This window comes from Ruminococcus intestinalis (genome assembly GCF_014288065.1).
GTDB classification, from domain to species: domain Bacteria; phylum Bacillota; class Clostridia; order Oscillospirales; family Acutalibacteraceae; genus Ruminococcoides; species Ruminococcoides intestinale_A.
The window spans coordinates 99,238-117,332 of record NZ_JACOPS010000003.1; the positions used below are offsets into that span (position 1 = coordinate 99,238).

15 protein-coding genes are annotated in these 18,095 nt (G+C 39.9%); 2 read left to right on the forward strand and 13 right to left on the reverse strand.

The window, feature by feature from the left end:
* The first annotated feature begins 60 nt into the window (after positions 1–60).
* Both H8R91_RS07345 and H8R91_RS07350 read left to right on the forward strand, forming a co-directional pair.
* Entirely contained in the window at positions 61–2,220 is a 2,160-nt protein-coding gene (locus H8R91_RS07345; protein WP_022234462.1) for an RNA degradosome polyphosphate kinase, read from the forward strand.
* Positions 2,217–3,302, forward strand: a complete 1,086-nt coding sequence (locus H8R91_RS07350; RefSeq protein WP_022234463.1) for a 6-phosphofructokinase — start codon at positions 2,217–2,219, stop codon at positions 3,300–3,302. Before H8R91_RS07345 ends, H8R91_RS07350 begins: the two co-directional genes overlap by 4 nt.
* Before the next feature lie 188 nt (positions 3,303–3,490).
* Here the strand turns inward: H8R91_RS07350 and H8R91_RS07355 are convergent, their stop codons facing one another.
* The 13 genes from H8R91_RS07355 to H8R91_RS07415 form a co-directional block, all read right to left on the reverse strand.
* A complete protein-coding gene (locus H8R91_RS07355) occupies positions 3,491–4,096 on the reverse strand; it encodes a DUF2705 family protein (protein WP_487741348.1) in 606 nt (201 codons plus the stop codon).
* The gene (locus tag H8R91_RS07360; RefSeq protein ID WP_186935484.1) at positions 4,097–4,246 is read right to left on the reverse strand and encodes a hypothetical protein; all 150 of its coding nucleotides are present in this window, start codon (positions 4,244–4,246) and stop codon (positions 4,097–4,099) included. It abuts the gene before it with no gap.
* Position 4,247: 1 nt separating this feature from the next.
* Complete coding sequence (locus H8R91_RS07365) at positions 4,248–5,141, reverse strand: ATP-binding cassette domain-containing protein (RefSeq protein WP_186935485.1); 894 nt, start codon at positions 5,139–5,141, stop codon at positions 4,248–4,250.
* Between the two features lie 15 nt (positions 5,142–5,156).
* Positions 5,157–5,537, reverse strand: a complete 381-nt coding sequence (locus H8R91_RS07370) for a Bax inhibitor-1/YccA family membrane protein (RefSeq protein WP_289780785.1) — start codon at positions 5,535–5,537, stop codon at positions 5,157–5,159.
* Between the two features lie 124 nt (positions 5,538–5,661).
* The gene (locus H8R91_RS07375; protein WP_186935487.1) at positions 5,662–7,875 is read right to left on the reverse strand and encodes a starch-binding protein; all 2,214 of its coding nucleotides are present in this window, start codon (positions 7,873–7,875) and stop codon (positions 5,662–5,664) included.
* A gap of 193 nt (positions 7,876–8,068) precedes the next feature.
* Entirely contained in the window at positions 8,069–9,406 is a 1,338-nt protein-coding gene (locus H8R91_RS07380) for an MATE family efflux transporter (RefSeq protein WP_366477313.1), read from the reverse strand.
* A 210-nt stretch (positions 9,407–9,616) separates the two neighbouring features.
* Positions 9,617–11,317 (reverse strand): phosphoenolpyruvate--protein phosphotransferase, encoded by a 1,701-nt coding sequence (gene ptsP / locus H8R91_RS07385; RefSeq protein WP_186935488.1) that lies wholly within the window; start codon positions 11,315–11,317, stop codon positions 9,617–9,619.
* 58 nt (positions 11,318–11,375) lie between these two features.
* Positions 11,376–11,639, reverse strand: a complete 264-nt coding sequence (locus H8R91_RS07390) for an HPr family phosphocarrier protein (RefSeq protein WP_022235584.1) — start codon at positions 11,637–11,639, stop codon at positions 11,376–11,378.
* Between the two features lie 116 nt (positions 11,640–11,755).
* Entirely contained in the window at positions 11,756–13,696 is a 1,941-nt protein-coding gene (locus tag H8R91_RS07395) for a PTS fructose transporter subunit IIABC (protein ID WP_186935489.1), read from the reverse strand.
* 38 nt (positions 13,697–13,734) lie between these two features.
* Positions 13,735–14,640: a 1-phosphofructokinase gene (pfkB, locus tag H8R91_RS07400; protein WP_022235582.1), complete on the reverse strand. Its 906-nt coding sequence runs from the start codon at positions 14,638–14,640 to the stop codon at positions 13,735–13,737.
* Positions 14,637–15,386, reverse strand: coding sequence for a DeoR/GlpR family DNA-binding transcription regulator (locus tag H8R91_RS07405; RefSeq protein ID WP_022235581.1), 750 nt, complete (start codon positions 15,384–15,386; stop codon positions 14,637–14,639). Before H8R91_RS07405 ends, pfkB begins: the two co-directional genes overlap by 4 nt.
* A gap of 316 nt (positions 15,387–15,702) precedes the next feature.
* Positions 15,703–17,259, reverse strand: a complete 1,557-nt coding sequence (locus H8R91_RS07410; RefSeq protein WP_186935490.1) for a leucine-rich repeat protein — start codon at positions 17,257–17,259, stop codon at positions 15,703–15,705.
* A 350-nt stretch (positions 17,260–17,609) separates the two neighbouring features.
* Positions 17,610–18,089: a deoxycytidylate deaminase gene (locus H8R91_RS07415; protein ID WP_186935491.1), complete on the reverse strand. Its 480-nt coding sequence runs from the start codon at positions 18,087–18,089 to the stop codon at positions 17,610–17,612.
* Positions 18,090–18,095 lie beyond the last annotated feature (6 nt).

The following is an 18,095-nucleotide window of genomic DNA, read 5'->3' on the forward strand; positions in this document are numbered from 1 at the left end:
AAATTTTACTTGAAATATTTAAGATTTAACAATATAATAAGAATAATAAGGAGTGATATAATGGCTTCAACAATTGATGTAAAAAAGAAACAAGATTTAAAAAAATGGCTTGAAATGCCTTACAATAACAGAGAGCTAAGCTGGCTCGATTTTAACGCCCGTGTACTTGAAGAGGCTTTTGAAAAGGAAAATCCTATAATGGAAAGATGTAACTTCCTTTCAATTACAGCCTCAAACCTTGACGAATTTTTTATGGTTCGTGTTGCAGGCGTACTTGATAATATTCATCGTGGCACAAATAAGCCCGACCCGTCGGGACTTACACCTAAAATGCAGATGAAAAAAATCAGTGAAAAAGTACATGCCTTTGCCGAAAAGCAGTACAACTGCTACAATCGTTCCATTATTCCGTCACTGAGAGCAAACGGTATTAACTTTGTTAAGGCAGATGAAATGACCGACGAGCAAAAAGCATTTGCAGACGATTATTTTCAGAGAGTGGTATTCCCTGTTCTCACACCGATGGCGGTTGACACAAGCCGACCTTTCCCATTGCTTGCAAACAAAAGTCTTAACATTGCAGTTCTGCTTACAAATGCAGAGGGAGAAGAATTTTATGCGCTTGTACAAGTGCCGTCAATCCTTCCGAGATTTTTGGAACTTCCCGCAAAAGGCAAGCGTGACTTTATAACCCTTGAAAGAATTATTACTATTCATCTCGGCGAACTGTTTGAGCTTTATAACATCAAACAGTCGGCAGCTTTCAGAATCACAAGGGACTCTGACCTTGACATTGACGAGGACACGGAAGACCTTATGGAGGAAATTAAAAAATCCATTAAAAAGCGTCAGCGCGGTGTGCCTGTAAGACTTGAGTTTTCTAAAAAATGCCACAAGTCAATCCGCAAATTCCTTGTAGATGCATTGCATGTAACCGAGGACGAAATTTATGTACAGCACGGTCCGCTTGACCTTACTTTCCTTTCTAAATTTGCAAGAATAAAGGGCTGCGAAAAGCTCTGTTTCGAGCCTATTACACCTGTAAATCCGCCTGCCGAGTTTTACGATTGCGACGATATTTTTGAGGCTATCCGTGAAAAAGACAGACTTGTTCATCATCCGTATGAGAGTTTTGATGTGGTGGTTGACTTTGTCAAAAAAGCCGCAAAAGACCCGAATGTACTTGCAATCAAGCAGACTTTATACCGTGTAAGCGGTAACTCTCCTATCGTTGCGGCACTTATTAAAGCCGCCGAAAACGGCAAACAGGTTACTGTACTCGTTGAGCTTAAGGCTCGTTTTGACGAAGAAAATAACATTCAGTGGGCAACCAAACTTGAAAAAGCAGGCTGTCATGTAATTTACGGACTTACAGGTCTTAAAACTCACTGCAAAATCTGCCTTGTTGTACGAAAAGACGAGGACGGAATCCGCCGTTATCTGCATATGGGTACAGGTAACTACAACGACAGCACCGCAAGGTTCTACACAGACATCGGTATGTTTACCTGCCGTGAAGAATACGGCCTTGACGCATCGTCATTATTCAACACACTTACAGGCTATTCTTTACCGCCCGAATACAATAAATTTATTGTTGCTCCTCAAGGTATGCGACCTTTCTTTGAGGAAATGATAAGAAAAGAAATCGAAAACGCAAAACAGGGACTTCCCGCATCAATCACTGCAAAGGTAAATTCACTTGTAGACCCCGCAATTATCAGCTTGCTTTACGAGGCATCGCAGGCAGGCGTAAAAATTGAACTTATCGTGCGTGGTATTTGCTGTCTTATTCCCGGATTAAAGGGATGGAGTGAAAATATAAAGGTAATCAGCATTGTAGGACAACTCCTTGAGCACAGCCGAATTTTTAAATTTGAAAACAACGGCAATCCGCTCTACTACCTTGGCAGTGCAGACTGGATGCAGAGAAACCTTGACAGACGAGTTGAACTTGTGTTCCCTGTTGAGGACGAAGACATTAAAAACAGGGTTGAACAGATTTTAAAAGTTACGCTCAAAGACACGGTAAATGCAAGAAAGCAGTTACCCGACACCACATATCACCTTGTAGATAAGCGTGGCAGAAAACGACTTAACAGCCAAAAACATTTTTCAAAACTTGCACAACAGGCACAAAATGCCGTTAAAAAACAGACATATGTAAGAACAGTAGGCACTCCTATAGTACCTGCAAAGGAAGGAGAAAAAGCAGAATGAAAAGAATCGGTATTTTAACAAGCGGCGGTGACTGTCAGGGACTTAACTCTACTATCCGTGCAGTCGCAAAAACACTTTATCAGAATTACGGCAATGACGGCGTGCAGATTATCGGCATTATTGACGGCTACCGAGGACTTATTTACAACGAAACAAGGATGATGAAACCTGATGATTTTTCGGGTATTCTTACAAGGGGCGGTACTATTCTCGGCACATCAAGACAGCCGTTCAAACTTATGAGAGTTATTGACGAAAACAGCGTTGATAAAGTTGCCGAAATGAAAAAGAACTATAAGAAACTTGAGCTTGACTGCCTTGTTGTTCTCGGCGGAAACGGCACACAGAAAACCGCAAACCTCTTGCGTGAAGAGGGCTTGAATGTTGTTTCTCTGCCAAAAACAATTGACAATGACCTTTGGGGTACAGATAAAACATTTGGTTTTCAGAGCGCCGTTGACATTGCAACAAATGTTATCGACTGTATTCACACCACCGCAACCTCACACGGAAGAGTTTTCATTGTTGAGGTTATGGGGCACAAGGTTGGCTGGCTGACTTTGTATGCAGGTATTGCCGGCGGTGCGGATGTTATTTTAATTCCGGAAATTCCGTACGATATTAATTCCGTAATTAATACAATTAAGAAAAGAACCGAAAGCGGAAAGAAATTCTCAATTCTCGCCGTTGCAGAGGGTGCAATTTCAAAAGAGCTTGCGGCTATGCCGAAGAAAAAAAGAAAAGCCGCTATGGCTGAAATCGCATATCCGTCAATCTCATACAAAATTGCAAAAGAAATTCAAGACGCAACAGGTCAGGAAACAAGAGTTACCGTACCCGGACATTTCCAGAGAGGCGGAAGTCCTGACGCATACGACCGTGTGCTCTCCACCCGTTTCGGTATTGCAGCTGCCGAACTTATAATAAACGGTGACTACGGCAAAATGGTTGCACTTGTAAATAATAAAGTAGTTGCCGTACCGCTTGAGGAAATTGCAGGCAAGCTGAAAGCCGTTCCTGCCGACCACGAAATAGTAGCCGCCGCAAGAAAGATGGGCATCTGCTTCGGTGACGAAAAATAATTAACAATTTGAGCTTGAAATGTTGAAAACATTGGCAGTGTGAGTATTAACCTCACACTGCCGTTTTCTTTATTATATCGTTTTACAAAAACTAATCTTCCCCTCCTTATCAAAACCAAAAAAATTGCCCGAAAAAGCAAAAATCTCATTTCAAAATCAATGAAATGAGATTTCTGCTAATATAAAAATCAAACTTCCAATTTCTTAACCACTGAAATAGAAACAATGTAAGAAACCACTAAATAAACTATAATGCAAACTCCGCTTGCGAGTAATGTTTGTACCGAAATGTTATTTACTGCAAGGGTAGAAACCGCATTACCAAGCCATAAACAGCTTAAATTAATATGTAAGTATGAGCTGATTATCGATATTCCTGTTGGCAAAGCCAAAAGAGCAAGCAACGAAACAACTATTGCAGGAGCGCTCTTTTTAAAGATTGAACACAGCATAAAGAATATGCCGGCAAATGAGATAAGTCCAAACACAAGGATAATTAATTGCGGAATAAACAGAGCGTATATTGAGCCGATGTTATGATATAACGCGCTTGATACCGCAAAAACAGCAACTAAATTGAGGATTACCATAAAAAGGGTGCTGACAATAACCGCCATAAACTTTGCCGTAAAAATCGACTGTCTGCTGTAACCTCGTGAAATAATATTTTTCAATATGCCGTTGTCAAAATCATTGCAAATAAAGCTGCAAATAAACATTAGTATAAATACTGTAACGGGACTTGTTTTAAAAAATCCTATTGCACTGATAATACCGGACTCCGGTGATACTATTTACTGCATATTTTGCGAAGATTGTAACGAAAACATACCGAATGAGCAAAGCAGGTAAATCAAACTAAGTGCAACCGATGCAAAAGTCCAAATATAAAGGCTTTTGTTTTTGAAAAGCTCACGAAGTTCAAATAATAATAACCTTTTCATTTTATGCCCCTACCTTGCGTAAAAAGTATTCTTCAAGATTAATTGCGTGAATAGAAATCTGATTTACCGTAACACCATTTTCAACAAGATATTTATTAATTTGACCCGTTCTGTCAATCATTGAGTCAAGATAAACAGATTTATTATAAATATGTATCTGTTGAGGCGGCATAATTTTTGATAAAATCTCCGCCGCTTTTTGCGGATTGTCAGGCACAATTAAAACTCTGTCGCTGCATTTTTGTGAAAGCTCAACAGCGGAAATTTCTTCTATAAGTTTGCCGTCATGAATAAATCCATATCGTGTGGCAATCTTTGACAGTTCCTCAAGCAAATGGCTTGAAATCATAAAGGTAATTTTCTTTTCGGTATTTAGTCTGATGATTAAATCACGAATCTCCATAATACCTGTCGGATCAAGTCCGTTTATCGGTTCGTCAAGAATAAGCAATTCTGGATTGCCGAGCAAAGCCATAGCAATTCCAAGTCGCTGGCGCATACCGAGCGAAAACTGTCCTGCTTTTTTGTTGCCTGTATTGCCAAGACCTACAAAATCAAGAATTTTCCTGACACATTTGTCTGAACTTCCTGTAAGAATTGCCATTCTCTTCATATTTTCGTATGCGGTGCAGTTTTTATAAATTGACGGAAACTCAATGAGCGAACCGATTTTCTTCCTTGCAGTGTTGAGCGGCTCACCGCCAAAGAGGGTAATTTCGCCACTGTCGGGAAAAGCAAGCCCTAACACCTGGCGCATAAATGTAGTTTTGCCTGCGCCGTTCTTGCCCACAAATCCGTAAATATCACCTTTGTTTATCGTAAGGCTGATGTTGTTAGAAACAATTTTATAACCGTATTTTTTCACTAAATTTTGTGTCGATAATATTGCACTCATAATTATTCTCCGTAATTAGTTTTTAGCGTCATAAATTCTTATTAAGAGGTCAAGAACCTTGAAGTAGAGCCAAATTACTGTAAATGCCAAGCCAAATGAAACTGACCACTCGTATTCTTTTGGGCGCTGATTTTCAACTGTTTCACGAATAATCTGAAAGTCGCTGATAAGAAACAAAGCTGCGATAATAATAAAAATAACTGACATTGCTATGTCAAAGATAGGATTTCCTGCGAAAATCATTACATAACCTCTTGTTGCAGTAATGAGGTAGCCGATAAAAGCAAGGATTGAAATGCTTATTGTTGAAAGTAAAAGTGCAAGTGTAACAGATTTAAATTTTTCTGTTGCCTTAATCTTGCCTGAAGTATAGAGTAAAAGCATTGTAAATACGATTACAAGAGCTTATATGTCAATACAATATAGGCAATTTTACACTATTCTTGCATCCTGTATACACAAAAAAGGATTGCAGATTTTGCTCTGCAATCCTTTTGAATATGATTATAACTTTTACGAATTATGCGATATAAATCTGTAATGCGGTTGCGTCAAGAATATCAAGCTTGCCGTCGCCGTACATATCGGCAGCGTCAAACCAAGCCTTATTTGTAACATCAATAAGCGGATTTTTATCGTCGTTTGAAATGTGAATCTGCAAGTGTGTAACATCGTTTACATCTACAACTCCGTCGCGGTTTACATCGCCCTTTATGATAGTTTCCTGCTCACCGCCGTCCGAAATATAGAACGACTTTGTGCTTTCAGCTATACAGCCGTCTGAATCAATAGCCTTTACAGACAATGTGTATGTGCCTGCATTATTTGCTGTAAAATTGTATGTATTGTCAGATGAAGTCTTTACAGTTGCACCGTTTACCGTAAACTCGTAAGTAACATTGCCATGGTTGTTGTATGGCTCTGCTTTAAGCTCGAGTGCTGTGCCAACAGGCTGAGATGAGCTCTTGTCTGCGCCAAAGTTTACTTCAAACTCTGCCTCCTGAACCTGTGTATCAGGGAGGATCTTGCCAAGTCTTGCAAGCGGAACTGTAATGTTGTCTATATCCTCTTTTTCGTGTGAAGTAGACGGATCGTAGCTGTATTCAGCATCTGCAACATCAAGCATTGAGGGGTCGTGTGGAAGTGTATCCATACCCGAAGTACCGTATGTGAGAATCTGCATTGCGCCAATGCCCTGAGTTTCTACATAATTTCTGTCGATACCGAGTGCAGAGTAAGGAATAGCAACCTCGTAAACATAACCGTAGTTTTTCTTGTAGCCGAGTTTAAAGAAATCAACCCAATTTGAGTTAGGGTCAGTGTTGTCGCCTAAAGTTCTGTCGCCCTTTACTTCTCTTACACCGTAGAGAGTTTCGCTCTTTGTGCCGTTTGCAAATTTAATTTTGAATCCGTTCCGGTTATCCTGTGCCTGATAGTTTGTTACGCCAATCGGAACTCTTGTATCATAATCAAACAGGTATGTTCCGTCCGTATCCTGAACATCAGCCTTGAAGATTGATGCGCCGCCGTTTGAATTGTTTGAATCGAAAGCAACAAGTGTATCAATGTGAGTTGTAAAGCCTACACCGCCGTCTTTTGCTACGCCGCCGTCACAACCCCATACAAACGGATTTGTGTAAACAGAGCCGTCTTTGTTTGTGCCTACTGCCTTGCCTGTTGCCTGCTTGCTTGGGTCTATTGAAAGCGCAATATACATTGGAATACTGTTTCTCCAAGGGCGAGCCTCATTTGATGCCGCAAAATTATCGTTCGGAGAAGTAATGTATGTTGTATTTGCCATTTCACACATAAAGTAGAGGTTTTCATCGTCCCATGCGCCATAGAGAGCGTATGCGTCCCACGGCTGCTCATGCATTGAAGATGGCATATATACTCGGGGGTCATCGTTTGCTGTACCCTGAGCAATAATCATTGAGCTGTCCCAATCGCTTACATCGCCGTCAACAGAAATTGCCTTGTATTTACCCAGCTGCATATTCGGGTTTGTTCCGTAATAGCCGCTTTCGGGAGCTGTTGTGTGTCCGTCCGAGTCAGCAGAAAAAGTTGTTTTGCCTGCTGTAAATGTTTTGTTGTAAGTGAAAGTCTGTGTTGTTTCAACACCGTCATCGCCTGTTGCTGTAAGCACAAGAGTAATTTCGCTGTTACCGATTTTACCCTCGCCTATTTCAATAATTGTGCCGTCGGTATAAGATTTTTTTGCCGAACCGTCAACAGAATAGTATCCTACTGAGGCATTTTTTAGTCCGAGCTGAACCTGCAAAAATTCTGATGAAAAGCTTGTACCGGAGGCTTTGTAAACAATTCCGTATCCATGAGAATCAGGCTTGCCGTAATCTACCCACTGCTTTGCGGCTGTGAGGAGCTTGCACTGACCTGCCTTTAAAGAAAGTCCGCTTGCCTTTGGATACTGCTCCTTGCCCTCGTCCTTTTCTTTGCCGTTATTAAAAATAATGCTTTCTGATTTATATGCTGAAGTAAAGCTTGCCTTGTAAAGTCCGTCATCAGTTGCGCTCATCAGCTGACCCGGCCATTTGGCATTTTCTTTTGTGCCATAGGCATAAATATAAACATTTTCCCAATTAAAAACCGAATTATCAAAATATACCTCTGAGCCGTCTGCTGCGGCAGCCGCCGAAACAGCTGTTATCACCATGGCAGACATAATGATAGCTGCACTAAGCAACAAACTTATAATTTTTTTGCTTGTTTTCATAAAAAATCAACTCCTAAATTCAAACTTTATTTAAAATTATATCATTACCTCATTTTATTTACAACAATAAAAAAACAATTTTGTTTACTTGACCAAAGAGTATAAATGATTTTTGAACAAAAAAGCAAGACATATGACTTATTGTATAAATCATATGCCTATATTTTATATAATATTTTTATTTAGTTTACAGTTATCTCTTATATATCCTTTTCCACTTGCCTGTCCGATACTCCAAAAACGATATAATCCAATTTGAAAACCAACCGATCGGCACTGCAATCCATACCATTTGCAAGCCGAAAATCGGTGCAAATGCCATTGCAACAAATACTCGGATAAACAGATTCACAAAATTTGCGACTGTAAACATTTTCATATCGCCCGCACCTCGCAAAAGTCCGTCAACCGCCATTTTAAATCCGATAAAGCAGAAGAACCACCCCATAAAGCTAAGGTATCCGCAACCCGTATTCATTGCGGTTATTGTGCCGTCATCACCGAGAAACATTGATACAATCAAACTGTTAAAAGGTTCTATAAGCAGAATAAGTAAAATAGAAAATGCTGCCACAAGAATGTTTGCGGCATGGTAACCCTCTACAACACGCTTTTCATTCTTTGCACCCAAATTTTGCGCAGTGTACGAAGACACAGCATTGTTTATACTGTTAAAAGGAACTATGCAAAGCGATTCCACTCTTATTGCGGCAGAATATCCTGCGAGAGCCTCCGAACCGAAGCCGTTTACCACCGACTGCACAAGCATCATTCCGATTGATACCGTTGACTGCTGAATAATTGACGGAAAAGCAATTTTTGCCATAGGCAAAAGCTCACTCTTTTCAAAAAATTTTGCACGACCTATGTTGAGCTTTTTAAACTCCCACACAAGCACTATGAATGATAATACAACCGAAATTCCTTGTGCAATAAGTGTTGCCCAGGCAACGCCCGTTACACCCATACTGAAATTTTTTACGAGCAAAAGGTCGAGCGCAACATTGAACACCGATGAAAAAATCAAAAAATAAAGCGGTATTTTAGATTTTCCGAGTGCATTGAACATTGCGGAAAGCACATTATACATAAATAAAAACGGCAAACCCGCAAAGTAAATGTTCAGATAATCTACCGCCAGATCAAGTACATCAGACGGAGTATTGAGCGCAATAAGAATAAGACGGCTGAACACAAGACCGATAATTCCAAGCAAAACACTAAGTGCGGTAAAAGCAATCAGCGCAGTGTACACTGCCGTTTTTGTCTTTTTATATTCCTTGGCGCCAAAATACCTACTGACTATTACCGACGCACCGATTCCGCCGCCAATTGCCACACAAATAAAAATATTTGTAAGCGAATATGACGCACCTACCGCCGCCAAAGCCTTTTCACTTACAAATCTGCCTACAATAGCCGAGTCCGCCATAGTGTATGTCTGCTGAAAAATATTACCTATAATAATAGGCAGAGCAAACACAAAAAGCGCATACATCGGCTTTTTCTTAACTAAATAATCATTATTCACATAAATCACCTATCCGCAGATATTATAACATATCTTGTCGGAAAAAGGAATATTGTTTAATCACGGTTTTGCAGATGTACACCGCTAAGCCATAAATTAAACCAATTTTGATAAAGAACCTCAGAAAAGGCTTTGGGCAGTGCTCAAACGAACACTGCCCTTCGCAAACTATTATTTAGAGTTTGATTATGAAACTTGTTATCTGATTAATTATAAAAGAGTTTTAAGATAGTCGCTTATCTCTTTTTCGGTAGTCATTGCAAGTACCTTTTCGGCAACCTTGTCTGCCTCTGCCTTTGACCATGCAGAAATTGTTTTTCTTACCTTTAATACCGACGGTGCGGATACACTGAACTCGGTAAGTCCGAATGACATAAGTAACGGCACCATCATCGGGTTAGCCGCTGCCTCGCCGCACATACCTACAGAAATATTATTCTTGTTTGCGCAATCAATAATATACTTAATGCCCCTTAATACACTTGGCTGTAACGGAGAATACAGATATGCAACATCGTCATTTCCTCTGTCGCAAGCCATTGTATAACCCGTAAGGTCATTTGTACCGATGCTGAAAAAGTCGGATTCTTTTGCAAGAATATCAGCAATCATAACTGCCGCCGAGGTTTCTGTCATAATGCCTACAGGGATATTTTCGTTAAATTCTACTCCCTGTTCCCTAAGTTCAGCCTTAACCTCTTCAACAAGAGCCTTGCCCTCTCTAAGTTCTTCAACGGCTGTAATAAGCGGGAACATAATTCTTACATCGCCAAAAGCGCTTGCTTTTACAATTGCACGGAGCTGTGTTTTGAACAAATCTTTATGCTTTAAGCAATATCTGATTGCTCTGAAGCCCAAGAAAGGATTTTCCTCTTTTTTAAGTCCGAGATAAGGAATTTCCTTGTCGCCGCCGATGTCAAGAGTTCTGATAATTACAGGCTTTCCCTTTAATGTAAGCGCCGCCTTTTTGTAAGCGTCAAACTGCTCGTCCTCTGTAGGCAAAGCGGTTCTGTCCATAAATAAAAATTCAGTTCTGAACAAACCAACGCCCTCGCCGTCTGCATCAACTGCCTTTATTGCGTCCTCCGGCTTGCCGATATTGCAGAAAAGCTCGTATTCCTCACCGCTTAAAGCTTTAGTTGCCTTGCCTCTGAAATTTTCAAGTTCTTTGCGCTCTTTAAGAAAATTAATTCTCTTTGTATCGTACTCCTGAATAACAGCGTCATCCGGCTCATCAATTACTACGCCCTCACTGCCGTCAACGATTACATATTCGCCTGCCGAAAGTTTTGAAACCGCACCGTTTACGCTTAGCACGGCGGGAATTTCAAGTGCCCTTGCAAGGATAGCCGAATGAGATGTTTTGCCGCCTGTTTCGGTAATAATTCCGACAATATTTTCTTTATTGATGCCTGCTGTCATGGACGGAGTAAGTTCTTTTGCGACAACTACCGTGCCCTTTGGCGCTGCCGAAAGTTTTACTTCTTTTACTCCGAGCAAAATGCTTAGCATACTTGTTTTTAAGTCTTTTACATCTGCCGCTCTTTGCTGTGTAAGTTCGTCATCTGTGGCAGAAAACATAGAGATGAACATATCGCACATATACTCAAGTGCAGCCTCGGCGCACTGACCGTTATCAATCAACTTTTCAATTTCGCCGCACATATACGGGTCTTTCATCATCTGAATGTGACCCTCAAGAATTTCTGCCTCTTTTTTACCTGCCGACGCTTTCAGCGCATCTGCCTGTGCCGCAGTATTGTCGCAAAATATTTTAACCGCATTTCTGAAACGCTCAACCTCTGCCTCGGTATCCGTAACAGTTACATTATTATATTCAAGTTTTGTTTCTTCTACAATCATTACTCTTCCGAGTCCGATACCCTCGGAAGCGGGTGTTCCGTGTAACATAATCTCACCTGCTTTCAAATTTTAGAAAGAAAGCGTGCCAAAAGACACGCTCCCGTTTTTATTCACCAAGTCCGCCTTCAATAAGCTCTACTGCCTTTGCAAGAGCCTCTTCTTCGTCAGGACCGTTACATTCTACTACAAACTCGCTGCCGCACTTAATACAAGCTGCAATAATATTTAAAAGACTTTTTGCATTAATTTTGCTTGAGTTGAAATCAATTGTAACATCACTCTGGAACTTTGCCATTGCTGTTGCAAATACTGATGCGGGACGCATATGAAAACCTGATGCATTATTTAATGTAAGTTTTTTTGATACCATAATAGAAAACCCCTTTATAATAGTTTTGTGTTAGACAGGGAGGGCTACTCCCTGTCTGAATTAAGTTTATTTTATCATATTTTAAGAAAGAATGGAAGATTTTTTGTGAAATTTATTTAACTTTTTTTAATCTCTTTGTTAAGAGGTTTTTTAAGAAGTGCAAGCATAAACATTGAAACTACTGCACCGATTGCAAGAGCAAGGAGGTAGAAATACCATGTACCCTGCATTGTTGCGAATACGAAGATACCGCCGTGAGGAGCCATAAGCTTACAGCCAAAGAGAGCTGAAAATGCGCCTGCTACTGCAGAACCAACGATACATGAAGGGATAACCTGAAGCGGATGACCTGCTGCGTAAGGAATTGCACCTTCTGTGATGAATGAAAGTCCCATTACATAGTTTACGGGAGCATTCTTTCTTTCTTCGTCTGTCCAACGATTCTTGAAGAATGTGTTTGAAAGAGCGATTGCGATTGGAGGAACCATACCGCCGATCATAACTGCTGCCATAATGATGTATGCCTGATCGTCTGCGTTTGCAAGGTTAAGTGTTGCGAATGCATAAGCTGCCTTGTTGAAAGGACCACCCATGTCGATAGACATCATACCTGCGAGGAGTGCACAGAGCGGAACCATCATTGCAGGGTTAGAGGCAATAGCGTTAAGGCCGTCTGACATACCTGAGTTAATCATACCCATGAACGGGTTGACTGCGCACATTACAACGAGAATACCGCCGAGTCCGAGAAGCGGATAGATGAGAACTGGCTTGATACCCTCAAGAGCCTTAGGCATCTTATCGCACATTTTTTCAATAGCAAGCATTAAGTAACCGCCTACGAAACCTGCAAGCAAGCCACCGAGGAAGCCTGACGGAACTGTGTTAACAGCACCCGGATCTGCAAAGGTTGCGCCTGATGTTGCAAGGAAACCGCCTACAAGACCAACGAGAAGGCCAGGACGGTCTGCAATTGACATTGCGATAAAGCCGGAAAGAATAGGAACCATAAGGTTAAATGCCACACCGCCGAGTGTCTTAAACCATGCGGCTGCAGGAGTTACCGTACCGAATGTACTGCCAACCTCCTGTGCGTTAACACCGCATGCAATATCAATAAGGAATGCAATTGCAATGAAGATACCGCCTGCTACAACGAACGGGAGCATATGTGATACACCGTTCATAAGGTGACCGTAAGCGCCGCCTCTCTTCTTTGGAGCATCTGCAGAACCGCCTTTGTGATGATATACGGGAACTTCTTTGTTTACAATCTTGTTGATAAGCTCTTCCGGCTTATGAATACCGTCTGAAACGGCACACTGTAAAACGGGCTTGCCGTCAAAACGGGCAAGATTTATTGTGATGTCAGCAGCAATGATGATACCGTCACAATTTGCAATTTCTTCTTCGGTAAGCACATTCTTTGCACCGCCCGAACCGTTTGTTTCAACCTTAATCGGAATGTTAAGGCTGTCGCCGGCTTTCTGGAGTGATTCAGCCGCCATATAAGTATGAGCAATACCTGTTGGACAAGCTGTGATAGCAAGAACTCTGTAACCCTTCTTTGCAGGAACTTCTGCCTTTGGTTCATCGGGGAACTTCTCTGTTTCTTTTGCGTCAATAATAGAGATAAATTCTTTCGGAGTTTTTGCGGCTTTAAGTTTCGCTGTAAAATCTTCATGCATTAAAAGCTGCATAAGTCTTGCGAGAACCTCAAGGTGAACATCGCCGTCTGTTGTAGCCGCTATCATAAAAATAAGTTTGCAAGGCTGTCCGTCCGGAGCCTCATAATCTACACCGTTAGGAACTGTAATTGCAGCAAGTGCAGGAGCTTTAACTGCCGTGCTCTTTGCGTGCGGAATAGCAACTTCCATACCGACTGCTGTTGTTCCCATTTCCTCTCTTGCGAGGATTCCTTTCTTATACTCGGCTGCGTTTACAAGATTTCCGCTCTTGTCGTGCAATGAAACGAGCTTGTCGATTGCTGCCTGTTTTGATGCCACTGATACATTAAGCTCTATGGCACTTTGTTTTAATAAATCAGTAATACGCATAAATTTTTCTCCTTTTTAGTTTATTTATTTCTACCCACTCAGAATTGAGCGAGCAATTCATCAATTTTATCTTTTGTGGCAAGTCCGTTTAAAAATGCTGTTGCATTTCCGCAGGCACTGCCGAGCTTTAACGCATAGGCGTAATCGTTTTTGTCAATGCAGCCGGCTACAAAGCCTGCTACCATCGAGTCACCCGAGCCTACTGTATTCAGTACCTTGTGACCTTTAATAACGCCCTCTTTATGAACCTTTCCGAATTCGTCAACAAGTAATGCACCGTCGCCGCCCAGAGAAACGAGAACATTTTTTGCACCCATTTTCTGCAATTCCTGCGCATATTTGACAACATCGCTTTCTGTCTTTACTGTTGTGTCAAAAATTTCTGAAAGCTCCTGACGGTTCGGTTTGATTAAAAACGGTTTGTATTTTAGTGAATTAACAAGCAACTTTTTAGTTGCGTCAACTACAATTCTTACATCTTTTCCGTCAAGTTTTTCGATGATTCTTTCATAAACATCGTCAGGCAATGTATTTGGAATATTTCCTGCAATGATAAGTGTATCGCCGCTCTGAATATTGTCGATTTTATCAAACAGATTCAAAAGTTCTTCCTCATCTATGTGCGGTCCTTGACAGTTGATTTCGGTTTCTTCGCCTGCCTTGATTTTGATGTTTATTCTTGAAATTCCGCTTTTAAGTGTGATAAAATCTGCTGTGATTTTAGGATTTTTAAGACCTTTTTCAATAGCCTCTCCGGTAAATCCTGCAACAAAACCAAGCGCTGTGCTCTTGATACCGAGTTCGGCAAGTACGCACGAAACATTTATTCCCTTGCCGCCGATGTAATATTCCTCGCTTGTTGTTCTGTTTGTAATGCCTGTCTTAAGCTCATCAAGACGAACGATGTAATCAATTGACGGGTTTAGTGTAACTGTGTAAATCACTTCATAACCTCCTTGATTATTGTTTTTTCCGAAAACTCATTATACGGGAGTTTGTCGGTTATAATACAGCAGTCTTTAAGCTCTGCAAAGGTAATCGGAAATACCTTTCTGAATTTGGTATTATCGGCAAGAACAAAAGACATATAACTTCTTTTTATAACTTCCTCTTTGATCAAGCCCTCTTCCATATCAGGAGTGGTAAAGCCTGCATTTAATTCAATTCCGTTAGTACCCATAAAGGATTTTGTAAAGTTAAAGGTTTTCAGCGACCTTAAACCTTCCGCGCCCATAATAGCCTCGGTAGCAGGTTTGATTCTGCCGCCGATTGTGTATGTTGTAAGTCCCTTTCTTATAAGATTTTTTGCGTGGGTAATACCGTTTGTAACATAGGTTGCGTTTTTGTTTGTAATGTAATCTGTGAGAATATCAGTGGTTGTGCCTGCGTCTATATATACAAAATCCGTATCGTTAATAAGTTTTGCACAATAGATTGCGATTGCTTTCTTTTCGTCAAGCATTATACCTTCTCTTGATTTCACATCAGCCTCATATACGCCCGAAAGCTGGTGAATTGAGGTTGCTCCTCCGAATACTTTATTAAGCTTGCCCATCTCGTCAAGTGTTGTGAGGTCACGCCTTATGGTTGACTCAGATGTATTCAAAAGCTTTGTAAGCTCCTGTACCGTGACTGTGTTTTTCTCGCTTAATATTTGAAGTATTGTTTGGTATCTTTCCTGAGTAAGCATTTCCCTCACCTCTTGACTACATTATAACACCTGTTTTGTTAAAGTCAAGCAAATTCTTTCAAAAAAATTCATTAAAATTGAAATTCAGTTAGTTTATATCAAAAATCGCATATAATTTTGTGTGTTTTAACAAGTGATTTTGCTTTTGCATTTTTAAGTCATTCAATTTCAGTCATAAATCAGCCAAGATTATTCAAAAATATTCTATCCCGATTACTGTCTTTTTATTCCCGTATTTTATCATTTATAAAAGCAAAAAGCTGTTCGGTAACTCTTGCCCGAACAGCTTTAATGTACTTTTAATATTAAATTTTAATTACGAAGCAATAATAGTCTGAATCTTTGTAACATCGGCAACATCAATTTTACCGTCGCCGTTTGCGTCTGCCGCCTTTGTATTTTTAATTACATATGATGAATTGCCCGAAAGATACATCTGTAAGTATGTAACATCCGATACATCTATTTTGCCGTCATTATTTATATCACCTACAGGTACAGTTTCCTCCTGCAATGCTTTGAATGTAATTTTATTTTTGGTTGCGTATGTCTGCGCCTTTGTATTTTTATAGCCGTAAATTATAAATCCGTCAATAACTCTGCCATCACTATAGCCCACTGCGGTTCTACCAAAATATGTAACATTCTTTGGAATAATAATAGATTTCATAGCTTGGCAATTTTCAAATGCAGATGTTTCGATTGATGTAAGAGTATTCGGCAAAGTTACCGAGGATAATTTTGTACAGTCATAAAAGGACATTGAACCTATTTTTTTAACTGTATTTGGAATGGTTATCTGTGTCAGATTTGTTGCTTTACTAAACAAATTATTCGGCACTGATGTTGCGCCGTTTTCGATTGTGGCTGTTTTAAGTGCCGAACCGTTAAATACATCAATGCCTGCTTTGGTTACAGTCTTCGGTATTGTAATTGTTGTGAGCGCTGTTGTTCCGTTAAATGCACTATAGCCGATTTCGGTAAGAGTATTTGGCAATGCTACCGACGAAAGTTTTTCACAATGATAAAATGACATTGAGCCTACTTTCTTTACTGTATTCGGAATTGTTACTTTAGTTAAATTTTTAGCGTTACTGAAAAGATTGTCTGCTACTGCTGTTGCGCCGTTTTCGATTGTGGCTGTTTTAAGTGCCGAACCGTTAAATACATCAATGCCTGCTTTGGTTACAGTCTTCGGTATTGTAATTGTTGTGAGCGCTGTTGTTCCGTTAAATGCGCTATAGCCGATTTCGGTAAGAGTATTTGGCAAAGTTAACGATGATAGACTTTTACAACCGTAGAATGACATTGAGCCTATTTTTTTAACTGTATTCGGTATAGTTACTTTAGTTAAATTTTTAGCGTTACTGAAAAGATTGTCTGCTACTGCTGTTGCGCCGTTTTCTATAGCGGCTGTTTTAAGTGCCGAACCGTTAAATACATTATTACCGGCTGTTGTAACTGTTTTTGGAATTGTAATTGTTGTAAGTGCTGTTGTTCCTTCAAATGCATTATAGCCAATTTCCGTAAGATTGCTTGGTAATGTAACTTTTGAAAGTTTTGTACAATTGTGAAATGCCATTGAACCGACAACTTTTATTGTATTTGGTATTTTAACAGAAGTTAATGTGCTATTGTTGTAAAAAGAATTATCAGAAATTTTTACAACATTTTTATTTAAAATTTGTGACGGAATTGTAATATCGGTTGCTATACCCTTATATCCCGCAATATTTACGGTATCATCTGAATTTACAGTATATTCATAGTTGCCGCTTATAAAAATAGTTGCCGCATTTGCTGTAATTGAAATCACAGATAACCCGCTTACAGCTAAAACCACAGCAATAATTAATGCTAAAAATTTTTTCATTTATTTTCTCTCCTTGTCATTATGACAAAATATTTTATATACTTCTCAATATAATAATAGCAAATATGAAATTTACTGTCAATACAAAATTGTGCAATTCAGTTACATATACAATCATCAAAAATATAAATTTTTTTATTTGTCAACTTTAACACAAAAAGGTCACATCATTGCATAAGCGGAAAGTATTTGTGGGCTTTGCCCACACCCACAGCATTAGAAAAGGTTGACCAAACTTTTCTAATTGCTTGGAAAATCAATTTGCTAAACCATAATTTATTAATGCTATCTCAAATAATCTTATAGCCTTTGACCGAAAACAAATCAAAGGCTATATATTTTTCTCAATATTACTTTTCAAAATCAATTGAAAGGCTCTTTTTGTCGGAAGTAAATTTACGGCACGCTACCCCTGCCGACTGCAACATTCTTTTAGACGCAACAGTTGCGGCGCTGTCGGCATATTTATCATAAAGATAAACGACCTCTGCTATACCCGACTGAATAATGGCTTTTGCACATTCGTTGCAAGGAAAAAGGTCAACATACAGCCTTGCGCCCTTAAGATTTTTGCCTCTTGCATTAAGTATAGCATTAAGCTCGGCGTGTACCACATAGCTGTACTTTGTGTCTTCACCATCTCTGCACCACGGATAATCATCATCGGAACAGCCGAAAGGAAAGCCGTTGTAACCTGTTGAAAGAATGATATTGTTATTGTCTACAATACACGCACCTACTTGAGTGTTCGGGTCTTTACTGCGCTTTGAGGCAAGAATAGCCACACCCATAAAGTATTCGTCCCATGAAATATAGTCTTTTCTCTTCATATTATC